Genomic DNA, 19,222 nt, shown 5'->3' with positions numbered 1-19,222 from the left:
CGGGCTTCGGCTCGCTTTTTTTATAGGCTAGGAATAAATATGTCTGAATTGGTTGGCGATGATTTTGAATCTGTAGTTGTGCCTGCGCATATTGCCATAATCATGGATGGTAATAATCGTTGGGCGAAGAAAAAACATCTCCCAAGCATAGCGGGTCATACTGCTGGTGCTGCCGCTGTTCGCCGTACTGTAGAAATGGCAGCTCGATCTGGAGTGAAGGTGCTTACGTTGTTTGCCTTCTCTAGCGAAAATTGGAAACGCCCTAAAATAGAAGTTGATGGCTTGATGGCCTTGTTTATGCGCTCTCTTAAAAAAGAGTTAAAGCGACTGAATGAGCATAAAATTCGACTTGAGATAATAGGTGACACTTCTGCTTTTAGTGACAGTTTGCAACGACAAATTGCGGAAACAGTTGAAGCAACAAAAGACAATGATCAAATGACACTTGTTATTGCTGCAAATTATGGTGGGCGCTGGGATATTGCTCAAGCCGCTAAAAAAATAGCAGAGCAAGTTTTGTTAGGTGAATTGTCTTTAGATGAAGTGGATGAATCATCATTAGGTGAATGTATACAACTGGCTGATTTACCTGAGCCAGATTTGTTAATAAGAACATCTGGTGAAGAACGAATTAGCAACTTCTTATTATGGCAAACTGCGTATTCTGAGTTTGTCTTTTTGCCGGTGTTATGGCCGGATTTTGATCAACAACATTTTGATGAAGCATTGCATATTTATCAAAATCGTCAACGTCGTTATGGTGGTCGTTAAGCATGTTACTCCCACGGGTTTTAAGTGCCATTGTTATGGCTGTTTTGTTTGTTTGTGCTGTTTTTATATTGCAAGAATCTAGCTTTATTATCTCAATGGTTGGTGTGGTTTTATTAGCGGGTTGGGAATGGGCTCGTTTGTCTGGTGTGCTAAATCAAATTGGTCGCGTACTTTTTGCTGTATTAATTGGTGTCTTGTGCTTTGTTGTTTTTGCATTTGATGCACAGGCGTTACTTTTAAATTTAGCGCCTCTTTTGTGGTTACTTGCCTTGTATTGGGTTGTACGCTACCCCGATTTACTGCAATGGCGTCATACCAATAGTCGTCTTTTATTTGGTGTATTGGTCTTACTGACTACTTGGTGTGCTTTGGTTGTCTTAAGGCAAACTGATGATTTTGTAATGTGGGTTTTGCTTCTCATGGGATTGATTTGGGGGGCAGATTCTGGCGCTTACTTTGCTGGTCGTGCATTTGGAAAACGTAAGCTTGCTAAGTTTGTTAGTCCTGGTAAATCATGGGAAGGCGTCATTGGCGGATTGGCTTTAACTCAGTTAGGCGTTATGTTTTTTGCTTTTTATAGTGACTTTATCGTTTCCCAGTGGCTTGTGTTGGCTTTGATTGCTCTGTTGACTTCGTCAGTTTCGGTCTTAGGTGATTTGACTGAAAGTTTGTTTAAGCGTCATGAGTCTTTGAAAGATTCAAGTCGCTTGATTCCTGGGCATGGCGGTGTCATGGATCGAGTTGATAGTTTGACTGCAGCAGCGCCTATTTATGTGTTGTTATTGAGTTTGGCTGGATGGCTTTAATGCAGGGGATTTGTTTGCTAGGTGCAACGGGCTCAATAGGTCAGAGTACACTAGATATTATTGCTCAGCATCCTGATAAGTTTTCCTTGATCTGTGCATCAGCAAATGAAAATGTAGCTAAAATGGCGGAGATTTGTCATCGCTTTAAGCCGCAAAGAGTCGTTATGGGAACAGAGAAAGCCTGTGAGGAGTTGGCTCTTTTGTGTGTGGGCTTGCCAACTTCATTTGAATGGGGAAGTGATGCTTTGGATAGCATTGCTTCTGATTCAGCTGTTGATCAAGTTATGGCCGCGATCATGGGATTTGCTGGTCTTAAGCCGACTTTGGCAGGGATTCGAGCAGGTAAGCGAACTTTGTTGGCAAATAAAGAGTCTTTGGTGACAGCCGGTAAGTTGTTTATGGATGAGGTCGCGCGCCATAACGTCGTGCTTCTGCCCATCGATAGTGAGCATAACGCGATCTATCAAAGCTTGCCTCAAACTTCCCAAGGCGCCCACAAAAAAGACATATCTAAAATTCTTCTTACTGCATCTGGTGGACCTTTTAGAACTTGGTCTTTGGGCGAGATGTCTTCTGTAACTCCTGAACAGGCATGTAAACATCCAAATTGGTCCATGGGGCAGAAGATATCGATCGATTCAGCAACTCTTATGAACAAAGGGCTTGAGCTAATCGAAGCCTGTTGGTTATTTGATGTCACTCCGAATGATGTTGAGGTGGTGGTTCACCCAGAAAGTATTATTCATTCTATGGTGTCTTATCGAGATGGTTCCGTTATTGCACAAATGGGCAATCCAGATATGAAAATTCCCATTGCTTATGGGATGACTTGGCCTGATCGTATTGAGACGCAAGTTGATCCCTTGAATTTGGTTGACGTGGCCCGATTAAACTTTGAAGCTCCTGATTTAACTCGCTTTCCTAATTTGCAACTAGCCGCAGATGCTTGGTTTGCTGGTGGCTCTGCAATGGCGGCTTTAAATGCAGCGAACGAGGTCGCAGTCGATGCTTTTCTGGAGCGAAAAATTTCTTTTCTTGATATTGCTCGTTTTAATGAAAAAGTGCTTTCTTCTACGAATATTGTTGCTATTGATGCAATTGAAGATGTTTTTGAAGCGGATGCTCAAGCACGTTCTTTAGCTCAAAAGTATATTTCTGACGGTAGTGTTTCATGATTCAAAATATCCTCTCTATTGTTATTTCATTAGGTGTTCTGATTACCTTTCATGAATTTGGCCATTATTTTATTGCTCGTCGATGTGGTGTGAAGGTACTGCGTTTCTCGGTCGGATTTGGTAAGCCTATCTATCGCCATGTAGGTAAAACGGGAACAGAATATACCCTTGCTATGATACCACTTGGGGGATTTGTCCGAATGCTTGATGAGCGCGAAGGAAATGTTCCCGAGGGTTTAAAGAATCAAGCCTTTAATAACAAAACAGTATGGCAGCGCATTGCTATTGTTGCTGCTGGGCCGATTGCTAACTTTATTTTGGCTGCGTTTATTTACGCGATTGTCGCTATGTTGGGGATTCAATCTGTTGCACCCAAGATAGGAAGTGTTGAACCAAATACACCTTTAGCTCAGACGAGTATTCAAGCGGAAGATGAGCTGATTTCCATTGCTGGTGAGGCGGTGGATTCTTGGGAAGATGTAAATTTAGCGTTAGCGGGCTTGATTGGGCAAACAAGAACCATTATCGTTCGTTACCAAGCCGAGGGTTTGCTTTCTCAGCAAGAAGAGGAGGTTCGTCTAAACCAGTGGTTAGTCGGAGATGAACCTAATAATATGATACGAGCTTTTGGGGTTGTTCCATGGCAACCAAAAGTCCTTCCTGTAATTGATCAAGTTGTTGAAAATGGGGCGGCTTATTCCACTGGCTTCGAAGCAGGCGATACGATTGTTGAAATAGATGGTGATTCGATTTCAAGTTGGGATCAAGTTGTTGCTTTGGTTCAAGCAAGCCCAAACAAGGAGCTGCTAGTAACGGTACAACGAGAAGGCAATTCTAAAGAATTGCTGTTATTGCCTAAGTCAACAGAGCGAAATGGTGAGCTTGTTGGGTATGCAGGGTTGGCTGTTGTACCACCTGAATGGGATGAAAGTCTTATCAGGGAGCGCCATTATGGAATTGTGGATTCGGTTTTTTATGGTGTTGCACAAACCTCTAAGATGGTATCTTTGACGGTTTCCTCTGTTGGGAAAATGTTACAAGGACTGATATCAGTTGATAACTTGTCCGGACCGATAACGATTGCAAAAGTAGCAAGTGCGTCTGCAGACTCTGGTTTGCAATCTTTTTTAAAATTTATGGCTTATCTCAGTGTTAGTTTGGGGGTGCTTAATTTACTGCCTATCCCAATGTTAGATGGTGGGCATTTGTTGTTTTTTGGTATTGAAGCGATCCGTCGTAAACCTGTTTCTGAAAAGATCCAGAATGTGGCATATCGTGTCGGCGCTTCTCTTTTATTTTCTATGATGGCAATTGCCATTTTTAATGATATTGCCCGCTTGTAGAGAGGTATGTGTGAAAGTCGTTTCAGCAGTATTTTTGGCTTTAATAAGCGTGCAGAGTGTTGCAAAAGCCGTCGAGGATGTCCGAATCGATGGTTTAGTACAAATGCCATCCGCTAGAGCATTTGATGTAATTGGGTTTGACGAAGAGAAGTCTTATGACTCTGATAAAGTGTATCAGGCGATCAGTTCTCTTTTTAATACAGGCTATTTTAGTGACATTAACGTTTATGAAGAAAATGACATATTAGTTTTTGATGTCGTTGAACGTCCTTCTATTGGTAATTTAACCATAGAGGGAAATGATCTGATTAATACTGAAGACCTAGAGCGAGGGCTTAAGTTATCAGGTCTTGAAATTGGTGAAATTTATAAACCCGAAACGCTAAATCAAATCGCGCAAGAGTTGCAGCGTCAATATTATGCTCTTGGTCGTTACAGTGCCAAAGTGGATATATCTGTTGAAGAAATGCCTCGTAATCGTACCGGAATCTTGATCAATATTGATGAAGGTGAGACTGCTAAAATTGTTCACATCAATATTGTTGGTAACAAAGCCTTTGATGATGAAGAGCTAACGAAAGATTTTGAAGCAAGAGAGACTGGTTACTGGAATCCCTTCAGCTCTGCTGACGAATACGCAAAAGCTAAAATCGAAGGCGACATAAATACCTTAAAAAGTTTTTACTTAGATAAAGGTTATTTAGATTTTGACGTGGTTTCTAGTCAGGTAAGTTTGTCTGCGGATAAACGCGATGTATACATTGTGATTAACGTCGATGAAGGCGAGCCTTATTTCGTCAACGAGCTGTCTTTAAGTGGTAGTTTACCTATTTCAGAAGACAAGGTGTGGAAACACATTTCCCATAAAAAAGGATATGCGTTTTCTCGTAGTGAAGTGACCAAGATTATTGAAGACATTTCTACAGAACTTGGAAACAATGGTTACCTCTTTACGAATGTAAATGTTATTCCTGATAAACGAGATGATCATACCGTTAATCTTAGTTATCAAATTACACCTGGGCCAAAAGTCTATGTGCGTCGTATTACCTTTAGTGGTAACAGTGAAACACAAGATGAAGTTTTACGTAGGGAACTGACCCAGTTTGAGGGTGCATTGGCTGTTCACTCAAAAATACAGTCTTCTAAGCGCCGCCTTGAGCGTTTAGGTTTCTTTGGTAGTGTTAATTTAAGAACGCGTCCAGTTCCTGGTACCACTGACTTAGTTGATATTGAAGTGGTTGTGCAAGAGCAACCATCGGGAAGCATTAATGCCAGTATTGGTTTCTCGGATGATGATGGTTTTATCTTTGGTTTTGGTATTTCTAAATCAAACTTCTTAGGAACGGGTAACCGCTTAGCATTTAATGCTTCGCGTTCAAGTGATTACTCCTTGTATTCGATTACCTACAGAAACCCTTACTTTACTGTTGATGGCGTGAGCCGAGGCGCAAAGCTTTATTATCAATCCAGTGATTATGATTCTGATGATATTGAAGACTATCAATTAGATAAGGCTGGGTTAGAGCTTAGCTATGGTTACCCTATATCTGATACTGAAAGTGTGACATTTAGTGCTGCAGTCCAAAATACCAGTATTGATCTAAGTGATGATCCGTCACTAGAATCTGAATACTTTGTTGATACTTATGGTAATGAATTTAATGACTTTATCGCATCTGCTGTGTACTCAGATAGTGATCTTATAGGTGGTATTCTGCCAACAAACGGTTACGCAACCAGTGTTAGTTTACGAGTGGCGACACCAGGAAGTGATCAGCAATACTATAAAGTCGGTGTAACCTCCGAGAAATATTGGAATATCGATAATTCCAACCTCTGGCTGTTCCATGTTAAAGGGCGCTTTGGTTATGGTAATGGTTATGGAGACAGCGAATATTTGCCATTTTATGAGAATTATTATGCTGGTGGTATCGGCTCTGTTCGTGGCTATAGCTCTTCTTCGTTAGGTCCTCAGAATACTTATGATGATGACTCTGATAATGATAGCGACGCTATGGGGGGGAATATTTTGATGGTAGGTACCGCGGAAATTATTTTCCCGCTGCCTATGGTTGAAGACCATAAATCTGTTCGTACAGCTCTTTTCTTAGATGGCGGTAATGTATTTACGGATTCTTGTTATATCGTGAGTGAGAACTGTACTGCGGGTATTTCAGCTGATGAATTCCGTTACAGTATCGGTTTAAGTTGGACATGGATAACCCCTATTGCGCCATTGTCATTCAATATTGCTAGAGCATTAAATGCTGATAGTGACGATGATACAGACTTCTTTCAGTTCCGTTTAGGTACAACTTTTTAATTTATAATTTAGGAAGATAAACATGAAACATGTAATAAGTATTTTAGTTAGTGTGTTTTTTGCCGCTAACCTATATGCCACTGAAGTGGCTGTGGTCGACTTTAGAGCCGCTGTATTACAAAGTAATATGGGGCAAAAAGCGGCTGAAGAGCCTAAACAAAAAATTGCAGAGATGGATGCGCGTTTAAAACAAGAGCAATCAGCACTTGAAACATCTGCTCAAGAGCTAAAGCGTGATGAACTAACACTTTCGAAAGAAGAGTTTAACAAGCGTAGACAGGCTCTTGCAGAACAACAAAACAAACTGCGCTCTATGGCAGCAAACATGCAGCGTCAGGCGAAAGAATTAGAGCAGCAATTGGTTCAATCTTTAACACCAAAAGCTGAAGCTGCACTAAAGTCTTTAATAGAAGAACGTGGTCTAAACTTAGTATTGAATAGACAGTTAAGTTTGTATGCAGACCAAGACGCTGACATTACAAACGAATTAGTAGAACGTATAAATAGGGACAATTAATCTATGGGGTATACGCTAGAGCAGCTGGCTAACAAGGTTCAAGGTGTTGTTAAAGGAGATGCTAACCTTGTTATTGATAAATTGGGAACATTAGAAAATGCGACTCATAAAGAGTTAAGTTTTTTAGCAAACCCTAAGTATCAAAGCCAATTAGCTTTGACTTCAGCTGGTGCTGTTCTTGTGAAAAATGAAGAGCTTGCTCAGTTAGTGGAAAACGCAATAGTTGTTCCTAACCCTTATTTAGCGTTTGCTCAGCTTTCTCACTTATTCACACCAATTCCTCAAGGCTGGTCTGGTGTTCATAATAGCGCTGTTGTCTCAGTCAATGCGAAAATTGGTGAGAATGTTGTCATTGGTCCAAATGTATCAATCGATGATGATGTAGTGATTGCTGATGACTGCATTATTGGTGCTGGCTGTGTTGTCAGTAGAGGAACCCAAGTAGGTAAAGGCACTCGTTTGTACCCTAATGTTACTTTTTATCATGATGTCGTTATCGGGGAGTCTTGCATTTTTCATAGTGGATCAATTATTGGTGCGGATGGCTTTGGTTTTGCTCCTACTCAAACAGGTTGGGAAAAAATTGATCAGTTGGGCTCAGTTAATATTGGTAACAATGTAGAAGTGGGCGCAAGTACAACCATTGACCGTGGTGCAATTGAAAATACTCAAATTGGTCACGGCGTCAAAATAGATAATCAAGTTCAAATTGCTCATAACGTCGTAATTGGTGATAATACGGCGATTGCAGCAAGCACGGCGATTGCTGGCAGCACAAAAATTGGTTCCTCTTGTACTATCTCTGGTGGTGTTTGTATCGCAGGTCATTTAACGATTGTGGATCGCGTACACATTACTGGTATGAGTATGATAAGTAACTCTATTGAAGATGAAGGGTCATATTCATCTGGTATGGGGATGGAGCCAACAGCTAAATGGCGTAGAACAGTAGCCAGAGTCAGACGAATTGATGAAATGGCAAAGCAGTTTTTACAATTGAAACAACAAGTTAATAAGTTTTTAGAGAAGGTTGATAAATAAATGATGGACGTGAAAGAAATCCGCCAATACTTACCTCACAGGTATCCGTTTTTATTGGTAGATCGTGTCGTTGAATTAAATTTAAATGAGTCCATTGTTGCTTATAAGAATGTAACGGTAAATGAGCCATTTTTTAATGGACATTTTCCAGATGACCCAGTCATGCCAGGCGTATTGATTATTGAAGCGATGGCGCAAGCGGCTGGAATCCTTGGTTTTAAAACTATGGATAAAAAGCCGGAAGATGGTTCTATGTATTACTTTGTAGGATCTGATAAAACACGTTTTAAGCGTCCAGTTGTGCCGGGTGACCGTGTTCAACTTGAAGCAAAAATTCTGACTGAAAAACGTGGTATTTGGAAGTTTGAGTGTAAAGCGACGGTTGAAGGTGAACTTGTATGTTCATCGACGATTATGTGTGCAGACAGGTAGGGTATAGTGGCAATACATCCAACGAGTTTAATTGATTCGAAAGCAGAGATTGATTCTAGTGTAGAGATCGGTCCATTTTGTGTGATCGGTCCAGACGTTAAAATTGGCGCTGGCACAGTCGTTAAATCGCATGTTGTTATAAATGGTCATACTACAATTGGATGTAATAATGAGATTTATCAATTCGCTTCTGTTGGTGAAGCGAATCAGGATAAAAAGTACAAAGGTGAGCCAACGCAATTAATTATTGGCGATGGAAATGTCATTCGTGAGAATGCCACTCTTCACCGAGGTACGATTCAAGACAACAGCCTGACTCAAATTGGTGACAATAACTTGTTTATGGCGAGCACTCATGTCGGTCATGATTGTATTGTTGGTAACAATAATATTATGGCCAACTTTGCCGCTTTAGCTGGTCATGTTCATGTAGGCGATAACACTATTTTAGGTGGTTACACTGGTGTTCATCAGTTTTGTCAGGTGAACTCCTACAGTATGTGCGGTATGGGTTCCATGGTGGTCAAGGATATTCCTTGTTACGTTATGGTTTCCGGTGATCCTGCAAAAGCACATGGAATGAACTTTGAAGGTATGCGCCGCCGAGGTGTTCCAAAAGAAGTTATTCGTGCCTTAAAAATGGCTTACAAAACGGTTTATCTAAAAGGTTTAACGTTAGAAATAGCATTAGAAAGCCTTGAGCAGGGTGAGTTCTCTCAAATACCTGAAGTCATCAGTTTCATTTCCTCTATTCGTCAATCTAAGCGTGGAATAGTTAGGTAACAGGTGATTTTCTCAAAGAAAACCCCGGACTGCTTCGGGGTTTTTTATTATTAGAGGTTATACAATGACATCTTCGACAACTCGCTATGTTTTAGTCGCTGGTGAAGCGTCAGGCGATATATTAGGTGCTAACCTCATTGCCCATCTAAAAGCATTGCAACCTGAAGCGATTTTTGAAGGTATTGGTGGCCCTTTGATGCAAGCTCAGGGGTTAAATAGCATAGTTCCTATGGATCGTTTATCTGTTATGGGATTGGTTGAGGTTCTTGGTCGTTTACGAGAGCTTTTGGGTATCCGTAAAGATTTATATAACCGTTGTATTGAAAACCCTCCGACAGCCTTCATTGGAATAGACTCTCCAGATTTTAATTTGCCGCTGGCGAAAAAGCTTAAATTACAAGGCATTCCAACAGTGCATTATGTCAGTCCATCTGTTTGGGCTTGGCGTCAGAAACGTATTTTTGGTATTAAAAAATCAGTTGATTTAATGTTGGCTTTGTTCCCATTTGAGCTGCCAATTTATCATCAACATGATATCCCTGTAACTTGTGTCGGACACACTTTAGCCGACGAGATACCTTTAGTCAGTGATGTAGATATCGCCAGAAAAACGCTGGGTGTTGATGTAGGAAGTGCTCCTATTTTTGCTGTCTTGCCAGGTTCTAGAGAAGGTGAAGTTTCTCGTTTGGCGCCTTTGTTCATTGATACGATCAAACAAATTAAAGAAAAACAGCCAAATGCGGTATTTCTTATCCCTGCGGCCAATGCAGAGCGCCGTCAGCAGATTACCGAGATTCTTCAACAAGCAAACACGGATGCGATTCTAATTGATGGCCAATCTCGGACTGTAATGGCTGCATCGGATGCGATTTTATTGGCGTCAGGAACAGCCGCATTGGAAGCTATGTTGGTGAAACGTCCAATGGTGGTGTCTTATAGAGTAAATAAACTGACCTATTTTATTTTATCTAGAATGATTAAGGTGCCTTATGTTTCTCTGCCAAATTTATTGGCTAATGAAGCTTTGGTTCCAGAATTATTGCAAGAAAATGCTTCGCCAGAGAATCTCGCTGCATCCTTGTTGGAAACATGGAAAACGTTTAAAGCAAATGAAGCGATACAGGCTAAATATTTAGCTTTGCATCAAATGCTACGTAAAAATGCAGGCGAGACAGGCGCGAAAGCCATTGTTGCTATGTTGGATGAAAAGAACAGATGATAGAGCCTTTTATGAGTCAAATGTACTTTGGCGACTTGGTCGCTGGCACAGATGAAGCTGGGCGAGGGCCGCTCGCGGGTGAAGTTGTTGCTGCCGCTGTGATTTTAGACCCAAATAACCCTATTGCTGGTTTGGCAGATTCCAAAAAGTTAAGTGAAAAAAAACGTGAAGCTTTATTTGATGAGATTCAAGAAAAAGCCCTAGCGTACGCCATCGCCAGTGCCAGTATTGACGAAATAGATGAGTTAAATATTCTTCACGCAAGCATGTTGGCTATGTCTCGTTCTGTCGCTTTGTTATCTGTGTCTCCTGAACATGTGCTGGTGGATGGAAACCGTCTTCCTCCTAATTTACCTTGTACTGCAGAAGCTGTTGTTAAAGGGGACGCTCGACAAGCGGCTATTTCTGCTGCGTCGATTTTAGCTAAAGTGACCCGTGACAGGTCAATTGTTGAGCTAGCGAAGACCTACCCAGAATACGGTTTTGAAAAACATAAAGGTTACCCAACGGCTTTGCATTTAGAGGCAATCCGTTTGCATGGTATTACCCCTATTCATAGACGCAGTTTTGGCCCAGTAAAAAAGATTCTTGAAGGATAATATTTTGTCTGCATCGTTTGTACATTTACGAGTTCATACTGAGTTTTCCTTGGTTGATGGCTTGGTCAAAATAAAAGGCTTGTTAGGCACGACAGAAGCGATGTCCATGCCCGCGGCTGCAATTACCGATGAAAATAACCTTTGTGGTTTTGTCCGCTTTTATAAAGGGGCAATGGACAAAGGGATTAAGCCTATTTGCGGCGCAGATGTCGTTGTGGAAGAAGACGAGGAAACAGACAGCCGCTACCGTCTTACCTTGTTGGCGATGTCAAATAAAGGCTACAAAAACATCATAGATGTGATCTCTAAAGGCTATCAATTAGGTCAATCAGAAGGGCGTCCTATTGTTCGCCGTGAATGGATTGAAGGTTGCAGTGAGGATGTGATCGCGCTGTCTGGTGCTGGTTTTGGTGACATAGGCATCTTGTTAAAAAAAGGTGGCCAAGAGCAAGCTAAGCAGCGTTTGGCGCACTGGATGTCAGTTTTTCCTGATCGCTTTTATATTGAGTTGCAGCGAACGAGCCGTGCCGGCGAAGAAAATTATATTCATGACGTAATACCCTTGGCAGCCGAATTAGATTGTCCTGTTGTGGCAACCAATGACGTGAGATTTTTAAAGCGCGAAAACTTTGAAGCCCATGAAGCTCGAGTGTGTATTCACGATGGTGTGACATTGGATGACCCGCGCCGTAAACGTCGTTACTCAGAAGAGCAATACTTTAAAACGCCGGAAGAAATGTCGGCACTGTTTGAAGACATTCCAGAAGCCATTGAAAATACGATAGAGATCGCCAAGCGCTGTAGTGTCGATGTTTTACTTGGAGAGTATTTCTTGCCTGATTACCCCGTTCCAGAGGGTATGACGATGGAAGAGTTTTTTAACAAGTTATCTTACGATGGACTCCAAGAGCGCTTTGATTTTCTGACCAAAAAATACGGTGAGAGAATAGAAAAACGCCGCCAAGAATATTGGGATCGTTTGGACTTTGAATTAACCATTATTAACCAAATGGGATTCCCTGGTTATTTCTTGATTGTAATGGACTTCATTAAATGGTCGAAAGACAACGGTATTCCTGTTGGGCCGGGTCGAGGCTCGGGTGCAGGCTCATTGGTGGCTTATGCGCTCAAGATCACGGATTTGGATCCCTTGGAATACGATCTTCTATTTGAACGATTCCTGAACCCTGAACGGGTTTCGATGCCGGATTTCGATATCGACTTCTGCATGGATAACCGAGACCGAGTGATCGATTATGTGTCTCGAACTTATGGTCGAGATGCGGTTTCACAGATTATTACCTTTGGTGCCATGGCGGCGAAAGCCGTGGTGCGAGACGTTGCTCGTGTACAAGGTAAGCCTTATAGCCTTGGCGATAAGTTGTCTAAGCTGATTCCTTTTGAAATAGGTATGACGCTGAAAAAAGCATTGGAAGAAGAGCCTGCATTGCCAGAATTTATTTCTGGTGATGAAGACGCAGCAGAAGTCATGGAAATGGCCATGTCTTTAGAAGGTGTGGTGCGTAACTTTGGTAAGCACGCCGGTGGTGTGGTTATTGCTCCAACCAAGCTCATTGATTTCGCGCCTTTGTATTGTGAAGAAGACGGCTCAGGGCTGGTGACGCAATACGATAAAAATGATGTAGAAGAAGCGGGACTGGTTAAGTTTGACTTCTTAGGGTTGAAAACGCTTACAGTTGTTGACTGGGCCGTTAAGAATATTGACACCATCAACGCATTAGAAGGTAAGCCTCCATTAGATATCGCTTTGATTGATCTGGAAGATAAATCCACCTACGACCTTTTGAAGCGAGCAGAGACAACCGCGGTATTCCAGCTGGAATCACGTGGTATGAAAGAACTTATCAAGAAGCTTTTGCCATCTCGATTTGAAGACATTATCGCCTTGGTGGCCTTGTATCGTCCGGGGCCTTTGGGCTCAGGCATGGTGGACGACTTCATCAACCGTAAGCACGGTAGAGCAGAGTTGGCTTTCCCACACCCAGATTATCAACACGATGACCTGATTCCAGTCTTGGAACCGACTTACGGGATTATCCTGTATCAAGAGCAGGTAATGCAGATTGCTCAGGTCTTGGCTAAGTTTTCTCTGGGTGGCGCCGATTTATTGCGTCGAGCCATGGGTAAGAAAAAGCCCGAAGTTATGGCGGAACAGCGTCAAATCTTTATGGAAGGGGCGCTTAAAAACAACATAGACAAAGATCTGTCCGGCAACATATTTGACCTGATGGAGAAGTTCGCGGGCTATGGTTTTAACAAATCTCACTCAGCCGCTTACGCCTTGGTTTCTTATCAAACAGCTTGGTTAAAGAACCATTATCCTGCTCCTTTCATGGCCGCGGTATTATCGGCAGATATGCAGAACACAGATAAAATCGTTATCTTCATTGAAGAATGTCGTTCAATGAAATTGGTATTAGAACTGCCGAATGTTAACGAATCTGTGTATAAGTTCACGGTTAATCCGCAAGGCGCCATTGTTTATGGTTTAGGTGCAATAAAAGGCGTTGGTGAAGGGCCGATTGAAGCTATTGTTGAAGCTCGTAAAGAGGGGCCTTTTGAACATATTTTTGATTTCTGCCAACGTGTTGGACGCAAAATTAATAAACGTGTCATGGAGGCACTTGTCCGCTCGGGTGCTTTTGACACCATTGGTCCAAACCGAGCAACCTTATTTGCGAGCATTGATGAAGCATTAAAACGTGCTGTTCAAGATGCCAAAAACCAAGACGCTGGTATGGTGGACTTATTTGGCGTGGCGGTTGAGGAAAGCACTGAAGATGCTTATCGAGACATTGGTATTCAGCATGAATGGCCTCCGCGACAGCGCTTAGATGGTGAAAAAGACACTTTGGGCTTGTATGTAACGGGGCACCCAATTGACGAATATGAAAAAGAAATTCGTCGTTTTGTTCGCTCTAAAATTGTTGACTTACAGCCGAAGCGTGGCGATACGCAAATCATGGCAGGGTTGATTGTTGACTTACGTATTACCAAAAGTAAAAAAGGTGGTAACATCGCCTTCGTTACATTAGATGACCGCTCTGCTCGAATTGAAGTGACCGTTTTCCCTGATAATTACGACACCTTTAAAGACGTTATTGTTAAAGATGAAGTGGTTGTGGTGGAAGGCGAAATTTCCGTTGATGAGTTTCGAGGTGGACAAAAGGTTATCGCCCGAAATGTTCTTGATATTGCTCAAGCCCGAATTCGTTATGTTGAGGCATTGCGAATTACTTGGACTTCTGAGACGGTAACACCAACAGAGATACAAACACTTGCAAACTACATGTCATCATTCCGCGGGGATGGTTGTGACGTAGTGATAGGGTTTGACACGCCGCAGGCTTGTGGCGATATTCGTTTAGGAAATGAGTGGAAAGTTCGTCCAGATGACGAATTAATTCACCAACTTCAGAAACAATACGGTAAACAAAACGTTCAGTTAGTGTATACTTAGTCGCATTTAATTATTAACGCAATGAACGAGTGGCAATAAGCCTTTTGTTTTGAATTTGATGGCAACCAAACAACAGTGTAATTAAACATGAATTTAAATTATCTCCCTTTTGAACAACCTATTGCTGAACTTGAACAAAAAATTGAAGAGTTGCGTCTAGTCGGTAACGACAACGAACTTAATATCAGCGATGAAATCAGTCGTCTTGAAGATAAAAAGATAGCTTTAACAAAAAGCTTGTTTAGCAATCTAGGGGCGTGGGAAGTTTCTCAGTTAGCACGTCATCCAAAACGTCCTTACACTTTGGACTACATCAAGCACGCATTCACAGATTTTGAAGAAATGCATGGCGATCGCCATTATGCCGATGATCGCGCAATTGTCGGTGGTATCGCTCGTTTAGACGGTCGTTCTGTGATGGTTATTGGTCATCAGAAAGGTCGTGAAGTAAAAGAAAAAGTTTTGCGTAACTTTGGTATGCCTCGTCCAGAAGGTTACCGTAAGGCATTACGCTTAATGGAAACTGCAGAGCGTTTTGGTTTGCCTATTGTGACTTTAATCGACACACCTGGGGCGTATCCAGGTATTGGTGCAGAAGAGCGCGGTCAAAGTGAAGCTATTGCTTACAACCTAGCGGTTATGTCTCGCTTGAAAACGCCAATTATCTCTACTGTTATCGGTGAAGGTGGTTCTGGTGGCGCATTGGCAATTGGTGTTTGTGATGAGCTGATGATGCTTCAATACGGCACTTACTCTGTTATTTCTCCTGAAGGTTGTGCTTCTATCCTTTGGAAGAGTGCTGATCGAGCGTCTGACGCGGCTAAAGCGATGGGCATCACGGCGCAGCGCCTTCAAGAATTAGGTCTTGTGGACACAATTGTTCCTGAGCCATTAGGTGGTGCACACATTGCTCATGAGCAGATTGCACACAGCTTAAAAGAAAATGTTTTAGCGGCACTGGATCGAATGGAAGCATTAACGACAGAAGAGTTGATGGCTCGTCGTTATAACCGTTTGATGTCTTACGGCTTATAATTTCTTATGCGTTAGAAAAGCCTCCTATTTCAGGGGGCTTTTTTGTTTTTGAAAATGAGAACACATGATCGCTTTTTTAAAGAGTTATGATGAAACAAATGCTACCTAATCCGATTCATTCTTCGTTTCCGCTTTGCTTTAATCAAGCGTGGTTGGACTACGTGTTTTCTGAAGCAGAAACGGTTTGGATTGGCTTTAGTGGTGGTGTCGATTCTCATGTCTTATTGCATGCGGTTGTAGCGCAGCTTTCTCGTTCACAAAGAAAGAAATTGGCGGCTGTCCATGTTCATCATGGATTGAGTGATAATGCGGACGATTGGTTGGTTCATTGTGAAACGGTTTGTCAACAGCTAGAGGTACGCTTTGTTGCTCAGCGTGTCCAGCTGGAAACGCAAGCCTCGCTAGAAGATGCAGCCCGTAATGCTCGTTATCAAGTCTTTGAAAGTGTTATGTCAGATAATGATATTTTACTTTTAGCCCACCATGCCGGTGATCAAGTGGAAACTGTCTTGTTTCGTTTATTGCGTGGTACGGGTGGGAAAGGCTTGTCTGGCATTCCTGAGCAACGTTCTATTGGTCAGCAAGACGCGCGTTTACTTCGTCCATTCTTATCGCTTTCAAAAGCCGACATAGAGCATTATGCCAAGCATCATGAATTGCAATGGATTGTTGATGAATCCAATGTGGATGAGAGCTTCTCTCGTAATTTTATCAGGCATAGCTTGGTGCCACAGGCTCAACAACGTTTTCCTAATATGGAATCTAATATCGTCTCCACGACCAAGCGGATAGAAACGGATTATGCCATCTTGAGCCGATTTGCTCAGCGTCAATTAGCTTTATGGTGTGATGAGTTTGGCGGCCTTGCCTTACATGACATTGCAGACTTACCGACCGAAGAAAGACAATTTTGGCTGCGAGAGTTTCTAGCACGATCCGATATCTCTGTGCCTCACGCTCAATTGAAAAACCTAGATGCGACCTTCTTCAGTGCAGAAGATAAACAGCCCGAAATGCAGCTATTGAAGCACCGATTATTACGCCACCAAAACTGCTTATACCTCTTGCCTTTGGATCAAACTGTCGTATTGGGAAAATTACAAGAAGGGCAAAGACTCGTTCGAGCGTTTGATCTTGTCACCGTCCACGGCACAGCAGATTGTGAACTCGGAACTCGCCCTCATGGCGTGAACCTCATTCTTCCAAATGGCAAAACACGTTCCCTAAAAAAATGGCTAAATGACCAAAGAATTCCCAGCTGGTGGCGAGAACACTTACCTTATATTTATCAACACAACGAACTCGTTGCAATCGGCAACCTTTGGGCACATCCAGACTGGCAAGGCAAAGTCGAATGGAAACCTTCGGAACGCCTTCCTTTGCTTAAAAAGAAGTAACAAACAAGCTTCTTCTCCTTATCTCTCAAGGGGGAGACGGAAGATGGTGTTATAGTGTTTGGAGATTTTAAAAGGACATTCTTCCTCGAAGCTCTCCTTTAGTAAAGAAGCGCCTACCTCATCGAAATGTCATTTTTAAATTGCTTTATTTTTAGACATCATAATAGCTGATCAATAGGGCTGTCAGTGCCAGCAAAATGCTGCCCAATAACGTGAGTATAGATTTGAGTGGTAGAAACATCATTATGGCCAAGTAATTCTTGCACCGTTCTAATATCTCGTCCTGCCATTAATAAATGGGTTGCAAAGGAATGACGAAATGTATGGCAGTTCACTCTTTTTTCTAAAATCTTCGCTTCTGCTACGGCTTTTTTTAATGCCTTACGAGGAACGGAGTCATGCAAATGGTGACGGCATAATTCGCCAGTAACAGGGTGTGAGCAGATTGATATGGATGGAAATAAAAACATCCAATTGAATTGACGAAAAGCGTTTGGGTATTTTTTACCTAAAGCAAAAGGTAAAGAAGGGCCATAACCTTGTGAATTGTCTTCTTGTTGGATTTTCTGAGCATGGCTTTTCTGCTTATTGATAGACTCTGTTAATTTACGGCTTAAGATCGTTGTTCTGTCTTTATTTCCCTTACTGCATCGAACACTTAGACTTCCCTGATCTAAGTTGATGTCTTGAATACGAATCCTTAAACATTCGCTAATTCTTAATCCTGAACCATAAAGTAAAGAGAAGATTAAATGATCCCTCTCGTTTAAAACACTGAGTATTTTCTGAATATCACTAGGTGCTAAAACAATTGGCAAACGGCGGTCTTGCTTCGCATGCTGCACTTATTATTTGAATTTAGGGCTAAATCTCCTAATGGTTGATCTAACAGCTTGTTATAAAGAAAAGCCAATGCATTTAAAGCGGATTTTTGAGTGTTGATAGCGACATTTTTTTCTACAGCAAGGAAAGAAAGAAAAGTACGAACTTCTTCTGCACCCATATTGGCCGGGTGCTTTAGTTGGTGGAAACGTATGAAATATTTAATCCAATACAGATATGACTTTTCAGTTTTAAGACTGTAGCCTCGTAATCGAAGTTCATTACGAATAGAGTTAAGAAAAGGGCTTGAAGGCATCACACACTCCTTGTGGATAGAAAATGAAATACTGTGTAAATATACAGTATATTTTTTGTTTGGCCAATTCTTTGCTCGTTTTTTCTAAAAAATAATCATGGATTTGCATGTTTATACTGGTAGATAAATAAATAGTCTTTTAGTATCAATGCATAAGGATCTCTAGCGCTGAGATAACGCGCTGGGGATAAAAGGAATAACGCGCACGCTCGTTTAGCCAGTTTTTATTTTTGTGAATATCTTTCTAAAATACTGAAAATTCAGTTAGTTGTAGAGATATTTAGAGAGTTTTTAAAATGTGTAAACGCGCATGCGCACTATTGAAATGTTAAGTTTCAAGGAGAGTATGGTGCCAGAATTCCCTGTCAATTATTTAGATGAATTAGGTGTAAATAATGAATTTTATATTCATAATTTTAATGGGCAGCTATATTTTTCGTTGAAAAGCTTTTTCTCCTTTTTAGATGAATGCAAATACGAAAATTACAATTCATCCTTTATAAAGTCTGTAATTTCTAGTTTGGATAGTGATGAATATACGACTTACAAGGATGAGTACTTTGTAAATCAACCAGGTATTTATAGACTGTTAGCAAATAATCATAGCCCGAGATCTAAAAAGTTAATTCGCTGGTTACATCATGAAGTTGTACCTTCACTTACTAAATTTGGTGTTTATCCACCACCATCAAAGGAATCATTCTTTACAGTAATTATTAATACTGATGGGGGCGCTATCTCTTTAACGGATTTCAGTATTTTTTTAAATGATCTGAATTCTGTTTATAAATTTATAGTATTAAAATGTAATTGCTCAACTGATTTTATTCCTTTGTTAGAGAAAGAGTTTATCAAAGCTAGTGAAGAGTCATCAAAAGTAATGGATGCTCTTTCTAATGTTAGTTTGCAAGATTTCAATAAAATATCGAGTTATGAATTATCACCAGAGCAAGAGTTATCATTTATTAATATCAGTAGGCGTAACCCTATTGAAATAGTTTTTTCTGGAATATCAATCGCATTAGTTGTGGCCCTTATTGTGTCGGGAGGCAAGTTTGAACTGGGACTAACAAAACTTAAAATTGAATTACCACCTTTAGGTGAAGGTCTTGTGAAAATTAAAAAGGCACTTTCTAAAAATATTGAGAAATAGAAACTT

General features: G+C 41.3%; 17 protein-coding genes. 15 read left to right on the top strand and 2 right to left on the bottom strand.

Going from position 1 to position 19,222, the window contains the following annotated elements:
* The first annotated feature begins 39 nt into the window (after nucleotides 1-39).
* From ABFY09_RS03725 to tilS, 14 genes are all read left to right on the top strand, one after another.
* Nucleotides 40-771 (top strand): isoprenyl transferase, encoded by a 732-nt coding sequence (locus ABFY09_RS03725; protein WP_347982951.1) that lies wholly within the window; start codon nucleotides 40-42, stop codon nucleotides 769-771.
* 2 nt (nucleotides 772-773) lie between these two features.
* The gene (locus ABFY09_RS03720; RefSeq protein ID WP_347982950.1) at nucleotides 774-1,577 is read left to right on the top strand and encodes a phosphatidate cytidylyltransferase; all 804 of its coding nucleotides are present in this window, start codon (nucleotides 774-776) and stop codon (nucleotides 1,575-1,577) included.
* Nucleotides 1,577-2,752: a 1-deoxy-D-xylulose-5-phosphate reductoisomerase gene (ispC, locus tag ABFY09_RS03715; RefSeq protein ID WP_347983064.1), complete on the top strand. Its 1,176-nt coding sequence runs from the start codon at nucleotides 1,577-1,579 to the stop codon at nucleotides 2,750-2,752. Before ABFY09_RS03720 ends, ispC begins: the two co-directional genes overlap by 1 nt.
* A complete protein-coding gene (rseP, locus tag ABFY09_RS03710) occupies nucleotides 2,749-4,095 on the top strand; it encodes an RIP metalloprotease RseP (protein ID WP_347982949.1) in 1,347 nt (448 codons plus the stop codon). The genes ispC and rseP overlap by 4 nt, the downstream gene beginning before the upstream one ends.
* A gap of 10 nt (nucleotides 4,096-4,105) precedes the next feature.
* A complete protein-coding gene (gene bamA / locus ABFY09_RS03705) occupies nucleotides 4,106-6,421 on the top strand; it encodes an outer membrane protein assembly factor BamA (RefSeq protein ID WP_347982948.1) in 2,316 nt (771 codons plus the stop codon).
* Between the two features lie 22 nt (nucleotides 6,422-6,443).
* A complete protein-coding gene (locus tag ABFY09_RS03700) occupies nucleotides 6,444-6,938 on the top strand; it encodes an OmpH family outer membrane protein (RefSeq protein ID WP_347982947.1) in 495 nt (164 codons plus the stop codon).
* A gap of 3 nt (nucleotides 6,939-6,941) precedes the next feature.
* Nucleotides 6,942-7,979, top strand: a complete 1,038-nt coding sequence (gene lpxD / locus ABFY09_RS03695; protein ID WP_347982946.1) for a UDP-3-O-(3-hydroxymyristoyl)glucosamine N-acyltransferase — start codon at nucleotides 6,942-6,944, stop codon at nucleotides 7,977-7,979.
* The gene (fabZ, locus tag ABFY09_RS03690) at nucleotides 7,980-8,411 is read left to right on the top strand and encodes a 3-hydroxyacyl-ACP dehydratase FabZ (protein ID WP_347982945.1); all 432 of its coding nucleotides are present in this window, start codon (nucleotides 7,980-7,982) and stop codon (nucleotides 8,409-8,411) included. It abuts the gene before it with no gap.
* A gap of 6 nt (nucleotides 8,412-8,417) precedes the next feature.
* Complete coding sequence (gene lpxA, locus ABFY09_RS03685; protein WP_347982944.1) at nucleotides 8,418-9,194, top strand: acyl-ACP--UDP-N-acetylglucosamine O-acyltransferase; 777 nt, start codon at nucleotides 8,418-8,420, stop codon at nucleotides 9,192-9,194.
* 64 nt (nucleotides 9,195-9,258) lie between these two features.
* Nucleotides 9,259-10,413: a lipid-A-disaccharide synthase gene (gene lpxB / locus ABFY09_RS03680; RefSeq protein ID WP_347982943.1), complete on the top strand. Its 1,155-nt coding sequence runs from the start codon at nucleotides 9,259-9,261 to the stop codon at nucleotides 10,411-10,413.
* 11 nt (nucleotides 10,414-10,424) lie between these two features.
* Nucleotides 10,425-11,012 (top strand): ribonuclease HII, encoded by a 588-nt coding sequence (rnhB, locus tag ABFY09_RS03675; RefSeq protein ID WP_347982942.1) that lies wholly within the window; start codon nucleotides 10,425-10,427, stop codon nucleotides 11,010-11,012.
* Nucleotides 11,013-11,016: 4 nt separating this feature from the next.
* A complete protein-coding gene (dnaE, locus tag ABFY09_RS03670; RefSeq protein WP_347982941.1) occupies nucleotides 11,017-14,493 on the top strand; it encodes a DNA polymerase III subunit alpha in 3,477 nt (1,158 codons plus the stop codon).
* 87 nt (nucleotides 14,494-14,580) lie between these two features.
* Nucleotides 14,581-15,528 carry an acetyl-CoA carboxylase carboxyl transferase subunit alpha gene (gene accA / locus ABFY09_RS03665; RefSeq protein ID WP_347982940.1) on the top strand — a complete coding sequence of 316 codons (948 nt, stop codon included), beginning with the start codon at nucleotides 14,581-14,583 and terminating at the stop codon, nucleotides 15,526-15,528.
* 86 nt (nucleotides 15,529-15,614) lie between these two features.
* Nucleotides 15,615-16,925 (top strand): tRNA lysidine(34) synthetase TilS, encoded by a 1,311-nt coding sequence (tilS, locus tag ABFY09_RS03660; RefSeq protein ID WP_347982939.1) that lies wholly within the window; start codon nucleotides 15,615-15,617, stop codon nucleotides 16,923-16,925.
* A 158-nt stretch (nucleotides 16,926-17,083) separates the two neighbouring features.
* Here the strand turns inward: tilS and ABFY09_RS03655 are convergent, their stop codons facing one another.
* Both ABFY09_RS03655 and ABFY09_RS03650 read right to left on the bottom strand, forming a co-directional pair.
* Nucleotides 17,084-17,743 carry an integron integrase gene (locus tag ABFY09_RS03655; RefSeq protein WP_347982938.1) on the bottom strand — a complete coding sequence of 220 codons (660 nt, stop codon included), beginning with the start codon at nucleotides 17,741-17,743 and terminating at the stop codon, nucleotides 17,084-17,086.
* Nucleotides 17,728-18,063, bottom strand: a complete 336-nt coding sequence (locus ABFY09_RS03650) for a site-specific integrase (protein WP_347982937.1) — start codon at nucleotides 18,061-18,063, stop codon at nucleotides 17,728-17,730. Before ABFY09_RS03650 ends, ABFY09_RS03655 begins: the two co-directional genes overlap by 16 nt.
* A 346-nt stretch (nucleotides 18,064-18,409) precedes the next feature.
* Between ABFY09_RS03650 and ABFY09_RS03645 the strand changes: the two genes are divergently transcribed.
* Nucleotides 18,410-19,216, top strand: a complete 807-nt coding sequence (locus ABFY09_RS03645) for a Bro-N domain-containing protein (RefSeq protein WP_347982936.1) — start codon at nucleotides 18,410-18,412, stop codon at nucleotides 19,214-19,216.
* Nucleotides 19,217-19,222: the final 6 nt, after the last annotated feature.

The sequence above is a fragment of the Marinomonas sp. 5E14-1 genome (assembly GCF_039939215.1).
GTDB lineage: Bacteria > Pseudomonadota > Gammaproteobacteria > Pseudomonadales > Marinomonadaceae > Marinomonas.
The sequence above is the reverse complement of the archived record's forward strand: the minus strand, read 5'-3'. Positions and strand labels throughout refer to the sequence as shown.